15 protein-coding genes and 1 CRISPR repeat array are annotated in these 15,995 nt (G+C 68.7%); of the genes, 7 read left to right on the top strand and 8 right to left on the bottom strand.

What is annotated here, in order from left to right:
* Positions 1-11: 11 nt before the first annotated feature.
* Genes CEK69_RS01085 through CEK69_RS01065 form a run of 5 tightly spaced genes read right to left on the bottom strand, consistent with a single transcriptional unit; the run spans position 12 to position 3,351 of the window.
* Positions 12-833: a DUF2807 domain-containing protein gene (locus tag CEK69_RS01085; RefSeq protein WP_152243277.1), complete on the bottom strand. Its 822-nt coding sequence runs from the start codon at positions 831-833 to the stop codon at positions 12-14.
* A gap of 43 nt (positions 834-876) precedes the next feature.
* On the bottom strand, positions 877-1,869 hold the full coding sequence (locus CEK69_RS01080) for an ABC transporter permease (protein WP_193312654.1): 993 nt from the start codon (positions 1,867-1,869) through the stop codon (positions 877-879).
* Complete coding sequence (locus tag CEK69_RS01075) at positions 1,866-2,747, bottom strand: ABC transporter ATP-binding protein (protein ID WP_017911485.1); 882 nt, start codon at positions 2,745-2,747, stop codon at positions 1,866-1,868. Before CEK69_RS01075 ends, CEK69_RS01080 begins: the two co-directional genes overlap by 4 nt.
* On the bottom strand, positions 2,744-3,106 hold the full coding sequence (locus CEK69_RS01070) for a GntR family transcriptional regulator (RefSeq protein ID WP_017908106.1): 363 nt from the start codon (positions 3,104-3,106) through the stop codon (positions 2,744-2,746). The genes CEK69_RS01075 and CEK69_RS01070 overlap by 4 nt, the downstream gene beginning before the upstream one ends.
* A gap of 2 nt (positions 3,107-3,108) precedes the next feature.
* Positions 3,109-3,351: a hypothetical protein gene (locus tag CEK69_RS01065; protein ID WP_152243275.1), complete on the bottom strand. Its 243-nt coding sequence runs from the start codon at positions 3,349-3,351 to the stop codon at positions 3,109-3,111.
* A gap of 130 nt (positions 3,352-3,481) precedes the next feature.
* Between CEK69_RS01065 and CEK69_RS01060 the strand changes: the two genes are divergently transcribed.
* The 7 genes from CEK69_RS01060 (at position 3,482) to CEK69_RS01030 (ending at position 10,457) form a co-directional block, all read left to right on the top strand.
* On the top strand, positions 3,482-4,048 hold the full coding sequence (locus CEK69_RS01060; RefSeq protein WP_152237279.1) for a glutathione peroxidase: 567 nt from the start codon (positions 3,482-3,484) through the stop codon (positions 4,046-4,048).
* A gap of 100 nt (positions 4,049-4,148) precedes the next feature.
* Positions 4,149-5,099, top strand: coding sequence for an FKBP-type peptidyl-prolyl cis-trans isomerase (locus CEK69_RS01055; protein WP_148827766.1), 951 nt, complete (start codon positions 4,149-4,151; stop codon positions 5,097-5,099).
* A 15-nt stretch (positions 5,100-5,114) separates the two neighbouring features.
* Positions 5,115-6,461 (top strand): UDP-glucose/GDP-mannose dehydrogenase family protein, encoded by a 1,347-nt coding sequence (locus CEK69_RS01050; RefSeq protein ID WP_152243273.1) that lies wholly within the window; start codon positions 5,115-5,117, stop codon positions 6,459-6,461.
* Positions 6,451-6,687, top strand: a complete 237-nt coding sequence (locus CEK69_RS01045; RefSeq protein ID WP_017908102.1) for a SlyX family protein — start codon at positions 6,451-6,453, stop codon at positions 6,685-6,687. The genes CEK69_RS01050 and CEK69_RS01045 overlap by 11 nt, the downstream gene beginning before the upstream one ends.
* 27 nt (positions 6,688-6,714) lie before the next feature.
* Positions 6,715-7,410 (top strand): DUF2058 family protein, encoded by a 696-nt coding sequence (locus tag CEK69_RS01040; protein ID WP_043092168.1) that lies wholly within the window; start codon positions 6,715-6,717, stop codon positions 7,408-7,410.
* 2 nt (positions 7,411-7,412) lie between these two features.
* Positions 7,413-9,560 carry an acyltransferase family protein gene (locus tag CEK69_RS01035; RefSeq protein ID WP_152243271.1) on the top strand — a complete coding sequence of 716 codons (2,148 nt, stop codon included), beginning with the start codon at positions 7,413-7,415 and terminating at the stop codon, positions 9,558-9,560.
* A gap of 39 nt (positions 9,561-9,599) precedes the next feature.
* Positions 9,600-10,457 (top strand): transporter, encoded by an 858-nt coding sequence (locus tag CEK69_RS01030; protein WP_226974993.1) that lies wholly within the window; start codon positions 9,600-9,602, stop codon positions 10,455-10,457.
* Positions 10,458-10,578: 121 nt separating this feature from the next.
* Positions 10,579-10,872: a CRISPR direct-repeat array (repeat unit 31 nt; unit sequence GTTTCAATCCACGCGCCCGTGAGGGCGCGAC).
* A gap of 250 nt (positions 10,873-11,122) precedes the next feature.
* On the opposite strand, the gene CEK69_RS01025 is transcribed toward CEK69_RS01030, so the two are convergent.
* From CEK69_RS01025 to CEK69_RS01015, 3 genes are all read right to left on the bottom strand, one after another.
* Positions 11,123-12,034, bottom strand: a complete 912-nt coding sequence (locus tag CEK69_RS01025) for an NAD(P)-dependent oxidoreductase (RefSeq protein ID WP_226974992.1) — start codon at positions 12,032-12,034, stop codon at positions 11,123-11,125.
* A gap of 53 nt (positions 12,035-12,087) precedes the next feature.
* Complete coding sequence (metH, locus tag CEK69_RS01020; RefSeq protein ID WP_152243269.1) at positions 12,088-14,850, bottom strand: methionine synthase; 2,763 nt, start codon at positions 14,848-14,850, stop codon at positions 12,088-12,090.
* A 73-nt stretch (positions 14,851-14,923) separates the two neighbouring features.
* Entirely contained in the window at positions 14,924-15,982 is a 1,059-nt protein-coding gene (locus CEK69_RS01015; protein ID WP_152243353.1) for a homocysteine S-methyltransferase family protein, read from the bottom strand.
* Between the last annotated feature and the right edge of the window lie 13 nt (positions 15,983-15,995).

Here is a 15,995-nt window from a genome sequence, read left to right as displayed (position 1 = left end):
GGGTGACAGGATCAGCGCGGCTTGGGCAGGTTGACGCTGCCACGCACGCCGCGGTGGGTGACGTCGCCGCTGCCGACCTTCTGCACGCTCAGATTGCCGCCGACGGTGCCGACATCCAGGTCGCCGGAGCCGACCGTCTGCACCGCGACATTGCCGGTGACGTCGCGCAGTTGCACGTCGCCGGAGCCGACGCTGTCGACCTGCACGCTGCCGCGCACGCCGTGCACTGTCAGGTCGCCGGAGCCGACGGTGCCGACCTTGACCTCGCCGCCGACCTGATCGGCCTTGACGTCGCCCGAGCCCAGCGTCGGCAGGGCCACGCTGCCGACATTGCGCAGTTCGATGTCGCCGGAGCCGACCGTGGCGCTGACCGCGCCGCGAATGTTCTGCGCGTGCAGGTCGCCGGAGCCGACCTTGGCGTCGAGCGAGGCCACGCCGCTGATCTCGGCGTCGCCGGAGCCCAGTTGCAGCTGCACTGGCAGGTTGGCGGGGATGCTGCCGGCCACGTTGAGGTAGGCGTAGCGGTTGCCGACGCTGATGCCGTGGATCTTGCCCTCGTGCTTCAGCGTCACCACCAGGGTGTCGCCGTCGTGGCGCTGGCGCAGGGTCAGCTCCTTGAGCATGTCCGCGTCGGAGGCGCAGGCACGGCCGCGCAGAGTGGAGTCGCTGCTGGCGCCGCTGAGCTTGAGGTCGTTCTGCTGCACGTCCAGCAGCACCGACTTGACGCCGGTCAGATCCAGCTTCAGTTCGCGCGGTTCGGAATACTTGCAGTCGTCGGCCATGGCGACGGCCGGCAGCGACAGCAGGGCACACAGGGCGAGGGTCTTGCGCATCGGAAAACTCCTTGCGGAAAAGGGAAGAGAGACGGAGGTGCGATCAGGCTTCGTCGCGCCAGCGGCGCACGTAGATCGCGGCGACGATGAAGGCCACGCCGACCGCGGCGCCGATCCAGATGTCGGGGTCGCGGAACAGCACCCAGCTGTCGCCGAGATGGATCGCATTGACCAGATCCTGCGGACCGCTGATGTGGGTCTCGGCCACCTGCTCGTTCAGTACCGGACCCCAGCTGCCGGGCAGCACGCTGAGCAGGCCGCGGTAGACCACGGTGTACCAGATCAGATTGTGGTTGACATCGAGCATCGGCAGGATGCCCATCATGCTGGCCATCACGCAGCCCAGGATCGGGATCAGCACCGCCCACAGGAACGGCTTGCTGCGCGCCCAGGCCGAGCACAGCATCAGCCAGCCGATCGCCGGCAGCGACCACATCACCTGCACCGGCAGTGCGGCCAGGACCATGCCGATGATGCGCAGCGGGTGCGATTCGGTGAAGACCGCGGTGCTCTGCGGGATACCGTTGACCGACAGGGTCAGGGCGGTGACCACCCACAGTGCCAGGCCGATCAGCAGGCCGATGCCGATCGCCAGCAGCGGCGCCAGCAACAGCGCCCAGGCGGCCTTGGATAGCACGGTGCCGGTGTCCGACAGCGGCAGCGACTTCCAGAACAGCACGCTGCGGTCGCGGCGGTCGTCGTACAGCGCGCCCAGCGCGTAGAAGAACACCACGAAGCCGACCACGATGCAGGCCAGGATCACCCCGGCGAGCATGGTGCCGTCGCCGACCGCGCCGATGATCTGGTGGGCGTTGTTGGCCTGGCCTTCCCATTGCACATCGTTCAGACGCACGCCGCCGCCGTGGTTGCGGCCGGCGATGCTGCCGATGATCGACAGCACCGTGTACAGGGTGGCGACGATGCCGCCGGTGATGACCGGGGCCCACAGGAAACCGCCGCGGTGTTCCCAGAACTCGCGCTTGAGCAGCCACGTGAAGGTGGACACGGGAGAGATCGATTTGGCGGGAGCGTTCATGCGTAGGTGCCCTTCATGATGGCGACGAACAGGTCGGCCAGGCCGGGGGTGCGGGTTTCGCCGAGCGCGGCCAGCTGCGCCTGCGGCACGCCGTCATACAGGAATACCGACTTGCCGAACGGCAGGCCGCGTTCGTCGATCGGCTGCAGCGCGCGCGCCGCCTCGATGCGCTCGGCCGGCACCAGCAGTTCGGTGTAGCGGGTGGCCATGTGCTCCATGTCGGCGCTGAGCACGATGCGGCCGTCGCGGATGAACAGCACGTCGGTGAGGATGTGCTCGATCTCCTCCACCTGGTGGGTGGTGATGACGATGGTCTTCTGTTCGTCGAAGTAGTCTTCCAGCAGGCGCTGGTAGAACTCCTTGCGGTACAGGATGTCCAGGCCCAGGGTCGGCTCGTCCAGCACCAGCAGGCGCGCGTCGATCGCCATCACCAGCGCCAGGTGCAGCTGCACGATCATGCCCTTGGACATCTCGCGCACCCGCAGCTTGGGCGAGAGCTTGGTGTTGGCCAGAAAGCGCTCGCACTTGGCGCGATCGAAACGCGGATGCACGCCGGCGACGAAGTCGATCGCCTCGCTGACCCGCATCCAGCGCGGCAGCACCGCCACGTCGGCGATGAAGCACACTTCGTTCATCAGCGCGTCGCGCTGCTTGCGCGGGTCCATGCCCAGCACGCGCAGTTCGCCTTCCACGGCGGTCAGGCCCAGCACCGCCTTCAGCGCGGTGGTCTTGCCGGCGCCGTTGGGGCCGATCAGGCCGACGATGCGGCCCGGCGCGATGGCGAAGGACGCATCGGCCAGCGCCGGCTTGTTGTTGTAGGTCTTGCGCAACCCCTGCGCGTAGACGACGGATTCGGATGCGGCGACAGCGGCAGTCATGGCGTTTTCCCCGGTGGCAACAAGTCTTGCAGTGTCAGGCCCAGGCGCTGGATGCGTTCCAGCACCAGAGGCCACTCTTCGTTGAGGAAGCGCTCGCGCTCGCTGCCGCGCAGCTTCTGCGCCGCTTCCTCGGTCATGAACATGCCCAGCCCGCGACGCTTCTCGACCAGGGCCTCGTCGGCCAGTTCCTGGTAGGCGCGCGAGACGGTGATCGGATTGAGCTGGTACTCGGCAGCCACCTGGCGCACCGAGGGCAGGGCGTCGCCGGGCTTGAGGATGCCGTCGAGCATCATCGCGATGACGCGCTCCTTCAGCTGGCGGTAGATCGGAGCGCCGTCGCTCCATTGGATATCGCTCATGGTCAGCTCCGTGGGCGCAGGGTGCGCGCGAAGGAGAAATAAGGCACGGACAGCGAAGCCCGCAGACGCCGCACCGCCGGGACGGTAGAAGGTGCGGCGCCGGCGGCGCTGTCGTCGTGCGGCGTGCTGGCGCCATAATCCAGCGGCCGTCCCTGGTGGCGTTGGGCGCCGATCCAGCTCGCGCAGAGCAGGATGCCGACGATGACCAGGGCCGGAAGACTGCGCTGGAGGCGTTTGAGATTCATCGTGGGACCTGCTCTGGGTGAGTGGTGTTGTATTTAACTATAACACCGTTACACGGCATGTCAACACGCTGCTGACCCAACTTCCGACCTGGTCGCGTGCCACTTCCTTACTTCTTCTCGACGGTGCCCCATGAAACTTCCCAAGCGTCTGTTTTTCCTCGCGATCCTGGCTGCTGCCGGCACCGTCGGCAGTGCCTGGGCCGGCTCCCTGCTGGACCGGGACTACCGTCCGCTGGCCGGCAAGGAGAAGGTGAACCTGAACAAGACCTACGGCGGCAAGGTGCTGCTGGTGGTCAACACCGCCAGCAAGTGCGGCTACACCCCGCAGTACGACGGCCTGGAGAAGCTGCAGCAGCAGTACGCGGCGCAGGGCTTCAGCGTGCTCGGCTTCCCGTCCAACGACTTCAAGGGCCAGGAGCCCGGATCGGAGAAGCAGATCCAGGAATTTTGCACGCTCACCTACGGGGTGAAGTTTCCGATGTTCGAGAAGGTGCACGTGATCGGCGACGAGGCGACGCCGCTGTACAAGCAACTGACCCAGGCCACCGGCGTGGCGCCGGGCTGGAATTTCCACAAGTATCTGATCGCGCGCGATGGGCGCGTGGTCGCGCAATTCCCGAGCAAGGTCACGCCGGACGATCCGGCCTTGCGCAGTGCCATCGAACGCGAACTGAAAGCGCAGCCGGCGTCGCACTGAAAGCGGGTCAACATCTCGGCCGCACATGCGACAATGCCGGCCTCTGTCTGCGCCAGTTCGGCGCGTCCAGTTCACAGTTCACTTCCAGGGAAAGTAGCGAATGAAGATGGGAATGCGCGGCGCCGTGGCGTCGCTGGTGGTGGGGATGGCGATGGTCGCCGGTCACGCGTCCGCGCAGGCGCCGGCGGCCGGCGGCACGGCGACGACGCTGAGCACCGAGAAGCAGAAGGTCAGCTACGCGATCGGCATGGATGTGGCGCGTTCGTTCGAGCCGATCGCCCAGGACATCGACGTGGACGCGATGCAGCGCGCGATCGAGAACGCCTTCAAGCAGGGCAAGCCGCTGCTGTCCGATGAGCAGACCCAGGCCACCGACACCGCGCTGCGCACGCAGCTGGCCGCGCGCAACGGCCAGCCGGTGCCGGGCATGGCGCCGGGCACGCAGCCGCCGCCGGTGTCCAAGGAGAACGTGGGCCTGATGCTGGGCGACCGTGCGGTCGGTCCGTCGCTGGCGCGGATCCAGAACGACATCGATCTGCCGACGCTGATGGGCGCGGTGCGCACGGTGTTCGCCAAGGGCCAGACCGCGATGACCCAGGAGCAGGCGATGGCCACGCTGCAGGCCTTCGGTGCGTCCAAGCAGGCCGCGGTGGCGACCAAGAACAAGCAGGAAGGCAATGCCTTCCTGGCGCAGAACAAGAACCAGAAGGGTGTGATCACCACCCCGTCCGGCCTGCAGTACATGGTGCTGCGCGAAGGCAGCGGCGCGCGGCCCACGTCCAGCAGCAAGGTGCGGGTGAACTACGAGGGCAAGTTGCTCGACGGCACCGTCTTCGACAGCTCCTACAAGAACGGCCAGCCGGCCGAGTTCGCGCTCAACCAGGTCGTACCGGGCTGGAGCGAGGGCGTGGCGCTGATGCCGGTGGGGTCCAAGTACCGCTTCTGGATTCCGTCCAATCTGGGCTACGGCCCGCAGGGAATGCCGGGCAGCCCGATCGGCCCGGATGCGATGTTGACCTTCGACGTGGAACTTTTGAACATCCTTCAATAACCGAAAGGAGATTACATGCGCGTAGCGATATTCGGCACCGGCTATGTCGGGCTCGTCACCGGAACCTGTCTGGCCGAAGTCGGCCACCATGTGGTGTGCGTAGACATCGACCAGGCCAAGGTGGATGGGCTCAACAAGGGCGTGGTCCCGATTTACGAGCCTGGCCTCTCGCCGATGGTCAAGGCCAATCACGCCGCACGGAGGCTGTTCTTCACCACCGATGCGGCCAGCGCCATCGCGCATGGGGATATCGTGTTCATCGCCGTCGGCACGCCGCCGGACGAGGACGGTAGCGCAGATCTGCAGTACGTGCTGGCGGTGGCTCGCACCATCGGCCAGCACATCCAGGGGCCGACCATCGTGGTCAACAAGTCGACGGTGCCGGTCGGCACCGCCGACAAGGTGCGTGCGGCGATCGCCGCGGAGCTGGAAGCGCGCGGCGAGGCGATCGAGTTCGACGTGGTCTCCAACCCGGAGTTCCTGAAGGAGGGCGATGCCGTCGCCGATTGCATGCGCCCGGACCGCATCGTCATCGGTAGCAGCAAGCCCGGCTCGGCCGCGCGCCTGCGTCGCCTGTACGCGCCGTTCAACCGCAACCACGACCGCATCGTGGAGATGGACGTGCGCTCGGCCGAACTGACCAAGTACGCGGCCAACGCGATGCTGGCGACCAAGATCAGTTTCATGAACGAGATCGCCAACATCGCCGAGCGCGTCGGTGCCGACGTGGAGAAGGTGCGCCAGGGCATCGGCTCTGATCCTCGCATCGGCTGGCACTTCATCTACCCGGGTGCCGGCTACGGCGGCTCGTGCTTCCCCAAGGACGTGCAGGCGCTGGCGCGCACCGCGCAGCAGGTCGGGCATGCGCCCCGGCTGCTGGATGCGGTGGAAGCGGTCAACGAGGCGCAGAAGGGCCATCTGTACGAGCTGATCCAGCGCCACTACGGTGCGGCGCACTCGCTGAAGGGCAAGACCTTCGCGGTGTGGGGCCTGGCCTTCAAGCCTAACACCGACGACATGCGTGCCGCCTCCAGCCGCCGCCTGCTGGCGCAACTGTGGGAGGCGGGCGCGACGGTCCGTGCCTACGATCCGGAGGCGACCGACGAGGCCAAGCGCATCTTCGGCGAACGCGCCGATCTGCATTTCTGCGACGATGCCTTCGACGCGCTGGAAGGCGCCGATGCGCTGGCGGTGGTCACCGAGTGGAAGCAGTTCCGCAGCCCCGACTTCACCCGCATGAAGGAGCTGATCGGCGATGCGGTGGTGTTCGACGGCCGCAATCTCTACGATCCGCAGGAAATCGAGAGCTTCGGCCTGGCGTATTACGGCATCGGCCGCGGACGTTCGATCCATGCAGCATGATTTTTCCACCCAGGATCGGTTGCTGGAAAACCGCCTGATCGAGCTGGAAACGCGCCTCTCCTTCCAGGAGCAGGCGCTTTCGGAAATGAGCGATGCCCTGGCCGAAGCGCGTATCGAAAGCCAGCGCAACGCCGAGTTGCTGCGTCACCTGCTCGAAGATCTGGGCAAGGTGCGCAGCACGCTCTACGCCGATCCGGCCGACGAACCGCCGCCGCCGCATTACTGATCCCCCGAACCGACCGATGCCGTCCCGATGAGCGATACCCTCCGCGAGCAATTGCTGGGCCTGGGCTTCAAGCCCGCGCCGAAACCCGAACGCAAAGCCCCGCCTGCCGCGCCGCGGCCGCAGGGACGGCCGGGCCAGCGCCCGGCACCGGCCGGGGCGCGCGGCGAGCGCGCTCCCGGCGGCGCGCCCAACGCCGGCAAGCCCGGCGGCGGGCGCGGCCGTCCGCACGGGAACGGCCCTGGTCAGGGCAAGCCGCAGGGCGCGGGCGGCCAGCCGGGGCGGCCGCCGCGCAGCCGCGAGGACATCGATCTGGCCAAGGCCTATGCGATCCGTGCCCAGCGCGAGAAGGACGAGCGCATCGAGGCCGAGCGGCAGAAGCAGGAAGAAGCGCGCCTGCGCCGCGAGGCGCGGGCCAAGCTCGACGAACTGCTCAAGGGCCAGGCGCTGAACCACGCCGAGGCCGACATCGCCCGCCATTTCCCCTATGGCGGCAAGATCAAGCGCATCTACGTCACCGCCGACCAGCTCAAGGCGCTCAACGCCGGCGAGTTGGGCGTGCTGCAGCAGAACGGTCGCTACCTGCTGGTGACCGCGGCGTTGCTGGACCAGGCCGAAGCGATCTTCCCGGCGGCGGTGGCGCTGCGGGTCGATCCGAACGCGACGGCAGAAGAAGACCCCTACGCCGATCCCAAGTACCAGATCCCCGACGATCTGGTCTGGTAAACGTGGCGCTGCCAGGGACGGGCACGCTGGCCGCCGGGCGCGGCCGCACGCCGCCGCACGCGCAGGCCGGCGGCGGCTATCTGCCGTACGTGGACGGGCTGCGCGCGATCGCGGTGCTGGCGGTGATCGCCTACCACCTCGATCCGGCATGGCTGCCGGGCGGGTTCACCGGCGTGGACATGTTCTTCGTGATCTCCGGCTTCGTGGTCAGCGCGTCGTTGCAGCGCCTGCCGGCGGCCGGACAGCTGGGCGTGTTCGCGCAGTTCTACGCGCGGCGCCTGCGCCGCATCGCGCCGGCCCTGGTGGTGTGCCTGCTGGTCACGGCGTTGGCCAGCGGCCTGTTCATTCCCGAGTCCTGGCTCAGCGAGACCAGCGCCAGGACCGGGCGCATGGCCTTCGTCGGCCTCAGCAACTGGGTGCTGGCCGCGACCGGCAACGACTACTTCTCGCCCAAGGCCGAATTCAATCCGTACACCCACACCTGGTCGCTGGGCGTGGAGGAGCAGTTCTATCTGCTGTTCCCGCTGCTGTTCCTGGCCTGGAACCGTGGCGGCCGCGGTCGGGTGTGGTCGACGCTGCTGGTGGCGCTGGCCTCGGCCGCCTCGCTGGCGTTCGCCTGGCGGCATAGCCGCGATGCCGGCGATGCGGCGGCCGCGTTCTACCTGACCACCGCACGCTTCTGGCAACTGGGCAGCGGCGTGTTGCTGTACCTGGTGCTGGCGCTGCGCGGACGCTTCGAGGCCGGGACGCAGGCGCCGCCGCCGGGCGCCTGGAGCTGGCGTTCGCCGTTGCTGGCGATGGCGCTGGCGGCGGTAGTGGTCGGCCTGTGGTGCGCGCGTCCCGGCCACTCGCCGTGGCCGGATGGACTGTGGCCGGTGTTGGGCACACTCGCCTTGCTGGCGCTGCTGCATGGCGCCCCGGCCGGCTGGACCCGGCGCGCGCTGGCGCACCGCGTACCGGTGGCGATCGGCCGCGTGTCGTACTCGCTGTATCTGTGGCACTGGCCGGTGTTCGTGCTGTTCCGCTGGACCGTCGGTCTGGAATCGGCGCCGACCAGAGCCGCGGCGCTGCTGCTGGTCGCCTTGCTGGCGCTGGCCTCGTACCGCTGGGTGGAGCTGCCGTGGCGGCATGGCCGCATTGGCCGCGCACGCACGCCGGCGCGGACCATCGTCGCCGGGCTGGGCCTGGTGCTGCTCGCCGGCGGCACCCATGCGCTGCTGCAGAACGCCCAGCGCTATTACGGGTTGAGCACGGTCAGCCGGCATCCGCTGGACTGGTACGCCTATGCCAAGGGCCTGCGCCGGGAGTTTCCGCAGTGCGCGCTGCAGACCCGCCAGGTGCCGGTGCAGGTGGGCAGCGCCAAGCTGTTCGAGCGCGGCGCCTGCACGCTGCCCAACCGCGATGGCGGCGGCCAGGTGTTCGTGGCCGGCGACTCGCATGCGCTGGCTTACAACGAACTGCTGCGGCGCTTCGCGCTGCAGAGCGGGGTACCGGTGCGGCTGTATGGCGTCGGCGGTTGCCCGATCGTCGGCCTGCAGGCCTGGCAGGCCAGCAATCCCGGCTGCCAGGCCTATGAGCGCAGCACCCTGGCCGACGTCGCCGCGCAAGCGCGCGACGGCGATGTGCTGTTTCTGCCAGCCCTGCGCGTGCTGCGCCTGGCCGATCAGGACCGCCTGTTCGACGAGACCGCGGCGATGGCCGAGCAGGAGGGTGCCGAGGCGCAGGCCGCGCGCAGCGCTGGCGAAGCGGCTGCGGTCGCGCTGCTGCAGCCCTTGGCGCAGCGCGGCGTGCGCATCGTCTTCGAAGCGCCCAAGCCGGTGCTGCGCGCGCCGCCGTATCGCTGTTCGGACTGGTTCAACCGCGGCAATCCGATCTGCGCGCGCGGCATCCCGATCGCACGCGCGACGATGGAGCGCTACCGTGCGCCGGTGCTGCAGAGCCTGCAGCGCATCGCCGCGCAGCTGCCGCATGCCTCGGTGTGGGATCCGTTGCCGCTGCTGTGCGACGCGCAGCGCTGCAGCGGCAGCCGCGACGGGCGCCCGCTGTTCTTCGATGCCGATCACCTCAGCGGCTACGGCAACCGGGTGCTGCTGCCGGGCTTCACATCGCACATTGCGGCGATCCAGGCACACTCGCCGCCGGCGCCTTGAGGCGCAGCCCTCCGCTCCCGCATCGCAAGGAGTTCGCGCATGCCTGTTCTGCCTTTTCTCGCGCCGCAGCGATCGCGGGCGGTGCCGTCGTTCGTCGCCACCCACCGTGGCCGCCGGCCGCAGTTGCGCCGCCGCGGCGATGTGCTGCTGCGCGGGGCGCTGCTGCTGGCGGCCACTACCGGCACTGCCGGCGTGGCCTGCGCCGAGGACGCGCCGGCGTTCGACCGGCCCGGTATCGGCTTCGCCTCGACCACCCTGCAGCGTGGACAGTTGGCCTGGGAGCAGGCGTTCTTCGATGGCAGCTACGACCGCGACGGCGACGTGCGCAGCACCGAATACGTCGCCAACAGCCGGCTGCGGTTCGGCCTGAGCGCACGCACCGAGTTGCAGCTGGCGATCGACAGCCAGGTGTGGCAGCGCGTGCGCGGCGGCGGGCAGGACCAGCGCGGGCACAGTGGCGGCGACGCCAGCATCGGCTTGAAGCAGGCATTGCCCAGCGCCAGCGACCGCGTCAGTTGGGCCTTGCTCGGCAGCGCCAGCCTGCCGGTCGGTCGCGCGCCGTACGGCGATGCCGGCCACCGCTACGACCTGGGCGTAAGCGCCAGCTGGGACCTGCCGGAGGGGCGCAGCCTGGCGCTGTACGGCAATGTCAGCGACAGCGAGGACGGCTCCGGCTGGAGCGTCTCGCCGAGCTACACCTTCTACGCGGGCGACTCGCTGAGCGCCTACGTCGAGGCCGGCATCGGCGGCGGCGAGGACGAGATGCGCGCGCTCGGCAGCGGCGTCACCTGGCTGTTCGCCAACCGCGCGCAACTGGATCTGTCGGTGTTGCGCGGCCTGTCGTCGCAGACCCCGGACTGGCAGGGCGGCCTCGGCATTTCGGTGCTGCTGCGCTGAGGTCCATGGTGCGGTGATGGCGTGAATCGCGCCTCCGCGCGACCAAGGGCCTGGCACGGTCCCACCCAGGCGCCTTGGATGGCGGGACAGGCATGCATGAGCGAGTCCCTGCCGGCAAGGAGTTTCAATCCACGCGCCCGTGAGGGCGCGACAACCCGATGAACAATGACGAAGCGCTTTTGATGGTTTCAATCCACGCGCCCGTGAGGGCGCGACGATAGTTCTTTTCATTGTGTAGTCCTCAGTGAACGTTTCAATCCACGCGCCCGTGAGGGCGCGACGGTTGGCCTGATTGCCGGGCACGCCAGGGACACCGGGTTTCAATCCACGCGCCCGTGAGGGCGCGACGGCAAAGCGCCCATGATGGACGTCAGCCTGATCGATGTTTCAATCCACGCGCCCGTGAGGGCGCGACAGCCCTCAGCATAACTGCCGGCCGGGACTAAGGAAAAAGTGCCGATTTCGCGAAACGGGCGTGCGGCGACGTGCAGGGGGCGGGGCTGCCTTGCCAGGTTTCACGCTGCCCAGGCATTTCGCTTTTTCGATCAAGTGCTTATCGGGATTCACGAACCGGCCGGTAAAACCCTGGGCGCTTCCGGTTCGCGCCGACGGCGCACGTCCTTGCTCCGCCATCCGAACCCGGTGTGCCGATCAGAGCCAGGCGCTCAGTCGCTGACGGCGCGCCCGTCGTTGGGCGGCAGCACCTCGGGCACGTGCGTGTCGTATTGGTGCAGCACTTCCGCGAAACCATGGCGCGGTTGCCAGCCCAGTGCGTCCAGCGCCCGTTGCGGCGAATAGATGCGATCGATCCGTTCCGGCAGTGCCCAGCCGCGTTGCGCGAACGCCGCCACCAGCGTCGGCGCGCGGCGGTGCAGGATCGCCGGTGCTGCGGTGTGCAGTTCGGCGCAATCTTCGCGCAGGAACGGGGTGGCGCCGGAAATCACGAACGTCGCGCTTGCCGGCCCGGCATGCCGCAATGCCGCCGCATGGGCCTCGGCGACGTCGCGCGCGTCGATGCCGCGATGCAGGCGGAATGCCGCCATCACGTTGACCGGTTCCGGGAAGCAGCGCGACATGCGCAGGATGCGCACGCTCGGCCCGCCTTGGTCGGCCGCTTCGCGCAGCAGCGTCTCGGCCTCCAGCTTGGTGTGGTGGTAGATGGTCTGCGGCTGCGGCGCCAGCGTCTCGTCGACCCAGCCGGCGCTGCCGTCGGGAGTGGCTGCGTCGCCATACAGCGCGGTGGTGCTGGTGAACACGATGCGGCGCACGCCGGCCGCCGCCGCGGCGTCCAGGACGCGGCGCGTGCCGTCGACATTGACCTGGCGGAAGCGCGCCGCCGGCACATGCGCGACGTGCGGGGCGTGCAGCGCGGCCGTGTGGATCACGGCGTCCACGCCCTGCAGTGCGCGCGCCAGCAGTGCGGCATCGTCGAGGCCGCCGACCCAGTCGGCGGTGGAGCAGGGCGTCCGGTCGAAGCCGCTGACGTGGTGCTCGCGCGCGAGCCGGATATGGATCGCGCGGCCGACCCGGCCGGCACTGCCGGTGACCACGATCTTCAATGGGGTCGGAGTGGACATGGGCATCGGCGATGCACTCGACGGCGCGTGGGGCGCCTGCGGTCGGCGTGGGCTCACTCCGGATCGTAGTCCAGGTTGGAGGCCAGCCAGCGTTCGGCCTGTTGCAGCGAGACACCCTTGCGCCGGGCGTAGTCGGCGAGCTGGTCCTTGCCCAGCCGGCCGACCACGAAGTACTGGCTCTGCGGGTGGCTGAAGTAGTAGCCGGACACCGCGGCGGTCGGCAGCATCGCGAAGCTCTCGGTCAGCGACATGCCGGCATTGCGACCGGCATCGAGCAGGGCGAACAGGGTCTGCTTCTCGCTGTGGTCGGGGCAGGCCGGATAGCCGGGCGCGGGACGGATGCCGCGATAGCGCTCGGCGATCAGCGCCTCGTTGTCCAGCGCCTCGTCGTCGGCGTAACCCCAGAACTCGGTGCGCACGCGCTGGTGCAGGCGCTCGGCCATTGCCTCGGCCAGGCGGTCCGCCAGGGCCTTGAGCAGGATCGCGTTGTAGTCGTCGTGCGCCGCCTCGAAGCGCGCCACGTGCGGTTCGATGCCGATGCCGGCGGTCACCGCGAACGCACCGATCCAGTCCTGCTTGCCGCTGTCGCGCGGGGCGATGAAGTCGGCCAGGCAGAAGTCCGGGCGCTCGGCGGGCTTGTCGACCTGTTGTCGCAAAAAGTGCAGGGAATGGGGAATGGAGAATCGGGAATGGTCGAGCGGCGCGGTCGCGCCTGACGATTCCCCATTCCCGTCTCCCGATTCCCGATCCGTCAGGACGACAACGTCATCCCCCACCGACTGCGCCGGCCACAGCCCGAACACGGCCTTGGCGGTCAGCCATTTCTCCTCCACGATCCGCTGCAGCATCGCGCGCGCGTCCTGGTACAGCTCGCTGGCCTGCTGGCCGACGATCTCGTCGGTGAGGATCGCCGGGAACTTGCCGGCCAGTTCCCAGGCCTGGAAGAACGGGGTCCAGTCGATCAGCGGGACCAGGTCGTCCAGCGGGTAGTCGTCGAACACGTGCAGGCCGGGCTGCCTGGGCGCCGGCGGGGTGTAGGCGTCCCAGCCGCCGTCGAAGCGCTGCCCGCGCGCGTGCGCGAGCGAGACCAGGCGCTTGGCGTCGCCGCGGTTCTTGTGGCGCTGGCGGATCTCGGCGTAGTCGGCGTCGTTGGCGGCCACGAAGGCCGCGCGCAGTTCGCGCGAGATCAGCGACTGCGCCACGCCCACCGCGCGCGAGGCGTCCTTCACCCACACCGTCGGCGCCGCGTAATGCGGGTCGATCTTCAGCGCGGTGTGCGCGCGCGAGGTGGTGGCGCCGCCGATCAGCAGCGGCATCGAGAAGCCCTGCCGCTGCATCTCGCGGGCGACGTGGGTCATCTCCTCCAGCGACGGGGTGATCAGCCCCGACAGGCCGATGATGTCGGCGTTCTCGGCACGGGCGCGGTCGAGGATGGTCTGGGTCGGCACCATCACACCCAGGTCGATCACGTCGAAGTTGTTGCAGGCCAGGACCACGCCGACGATGTTCTTGCCGATGTCGTGCACGTCGCCCTTGACCGTGGCCATGACGATCTTGCCGTTGGACTTGCCGGTGTCGCCGCTGCGCAGCTTTTCCGCCTCGATGTAGGGCAGCAGGTAGGCGACCGCCTTCTTCATCACCCGCGCCGACTTCACCACCTGCGGCAGGAACATCTTGCCGGCGCCGAACAGGTCGCCGACCACGTTCATGCCGTCCATCAGCGGGCCTTCGATCACGTCCAGCGGCCGCGCGGCCTGCTGCCGCGCCTCTTCGGTATCGACCTCGACGAACTCGTCGATGCCATGCACCAGCGCATGGCTCAAGCGCTCGCGCACCGTCTTCTCGCGCCACGCCAGCTTTTCCCGATTCCCGATTCCCGCATCCCGATTCCCCGCTTTCTTGTAGCGCTCGGCGATCTCCAGCAGGCGTTCGGTGGCGTCGCGGCGGCGGTTGAGGATCACGTCCTCCACGCGCTCGCGCAGCTCCGGGTCCAGTTCGTCGTAGATCGGCATGCCGCCGGCGTTGACGATGCCCATGTCCATGCCCGCGGCGATGGCGTGATACAGGAACACCGAATGGATCGCCTGGCGCACGGTCTCGTTGCCGCGGAACGAGAACGACACGTTGGACACACCACCGGAGACGTGGCAATGCGGCAGGGTGCGCTTGATCTCGCGGGTGGCCTCGATGAAGTCGACCGCGTAGTTGTCGTGCTCCTCGATGCCGGTGGCCACGGCGAAGATGTTCGGATCGAAGATGATGTCTTCCGGCGGGAACCCGACCTGCTCGGTGAGGATGCGGTAGGCGCGGGTGCAGATCTCCACCTTGCGCGCGCAGGTGTCGGCCTGGCCGACCTCGTCGAAGGCCATCACCACCGCCGCGGCGCCGTAGCGCAGCACCTTGCGCGCGTGCTCGACGAAAGGCGCCTCGCCTTCCTTGAGCGAGATCGAGTTGACCACGCTCTTGCCCTGCAGGCACTTCAGCCCGGCCTCGATCACGCTCCACTTGGAGGAGTCGACCATCACCGGGATGCGTGCGATGTCCGGCTCGGACATGATCAGGTTGAGAAAGCGCACCATCGCCTTCTCCGAGTCGATCAGGCCCTCGTCCATGTTGACGTCGAGGATCTGCGCGCCATTGGCGACCTGCTGGCGCGCCACCTCCACCGCTTCCTCGTAGCGCTCTTCCTTGATCAGCTTGCGGAACTGCGCGCTGCCGGTGACGTTGGTGCGCTCGCCGACATTGACGAACAGCAGGTCCGGGGTCAGCAGCAGCGGCTCCAGGCCGGACAGGCGGGTGTGACGGGCGGAGGACATGATCAGCGTTCCGGAAACAGGGAGGTGCAGGCGCGCATGCGGGTGGCGACGGCGAGGGTGCGCGCGGCGTTCATCAGGCGGCCTGCGCCGGCGCCGCCAGCGGCACGCGCGGCGGCAGCCCGCGCACGGCCTCGGCGATGGCGCGGATGTGCGCCGGGGTGGTGCCGCAGCAGCCGCCGACCAGGTTCAGCAGCCCGGACTCGGCGAACTCGCGCAGCGTCGCCGCCATTTCCTCGGGGGTCTCGTCGTACTCGCCGAAGGCGTTGGGCAGGCCGGCGTTGGGATGCGCGCTGACGTAGCCATCGGCGATCCGCGCCAGGGTCTCCACGTGCGGGCGCAGGTCCTTGGCGCCGAGCGCGCAGTTCAGTCCGACCGAGAGCGGCCGCCCGTGCGCGACCGAGGCATAGAACGCTTCGGCGGTCTGCCCGGACAGGGTGCGGCCGGAGGCGTCGGTGATGGTGCCGGAGATCATCACCGGCAGGCGCCCGCCGCGCGTGTCGAACACTTCCTCGATCGCGTACAGCGCGGCCTTGGCGTTGAGCGTGTCGAAGATGGTCTCCACCATCAGCGTGTCGGCGCCGCCGTCGATCAGGCCGTCGATCGCCTCGCGGTAGGTGGCGCGCAGCTCGTCGAAGCTGGTGTTGCGGAAGCCGGGGTCGTTGACGTCCGGGCTGATCGAGGCGGTGCGGCTGGTCGGGCCGAGCACGCCGATCACGAACCGCGGCTTGTCCGGCGTCAGTGCCTCGACCGCGTCGCAGCAGGCGCGCGCGACCTGCGCGCCGGCCTTGTTGAGTTCGTAGACCAGGTGTTCCAGGTGGTAGTCGGCCTGGCTGATCGACGTCGCGTTGAAGGTATTGGTCTCGAGCAGGTCGGCGCCGGCATCGAGGTAGGCGCGGTGGATCTCGGCGATGACCTCCGGCCGGGTCAGCAGCAGCAGGTCGTTGTTGCCCTTCAGGTCGTGGCCCTGCGGCGCATGATCGCAGCCGGGGCCGTGCACGTGCCCGGCCTGCGCGTCGTAGCCCTCGGCGAAGCGCTCGCCGCGATAGTCGGCCTCCTGCAGCCCATGGCGCTGGATCATCGTGCCCATCGCTCCATCGATGATCAGGATGCGCTGGGACAAGGCCTGCAGCAGCGCTTCGGCGCGC

This window comes from Xanthomonas sp. LMG 12462, from assembly GCF_009192885.1.
Taxonomy (GTDB): domain Bacteria; phylum Pseudomonadota; class Gammaproteobacteria; order Xanthomonadales; family Xanthomonadaceae; genus Xanthomonas_A; species Xanthomonas_A sontii.
The sequence above is the reverse complement of the archived record's forward strand: the minus strand, read 5'-3'. Positions and strand labels throughout refer to the sequence as shown.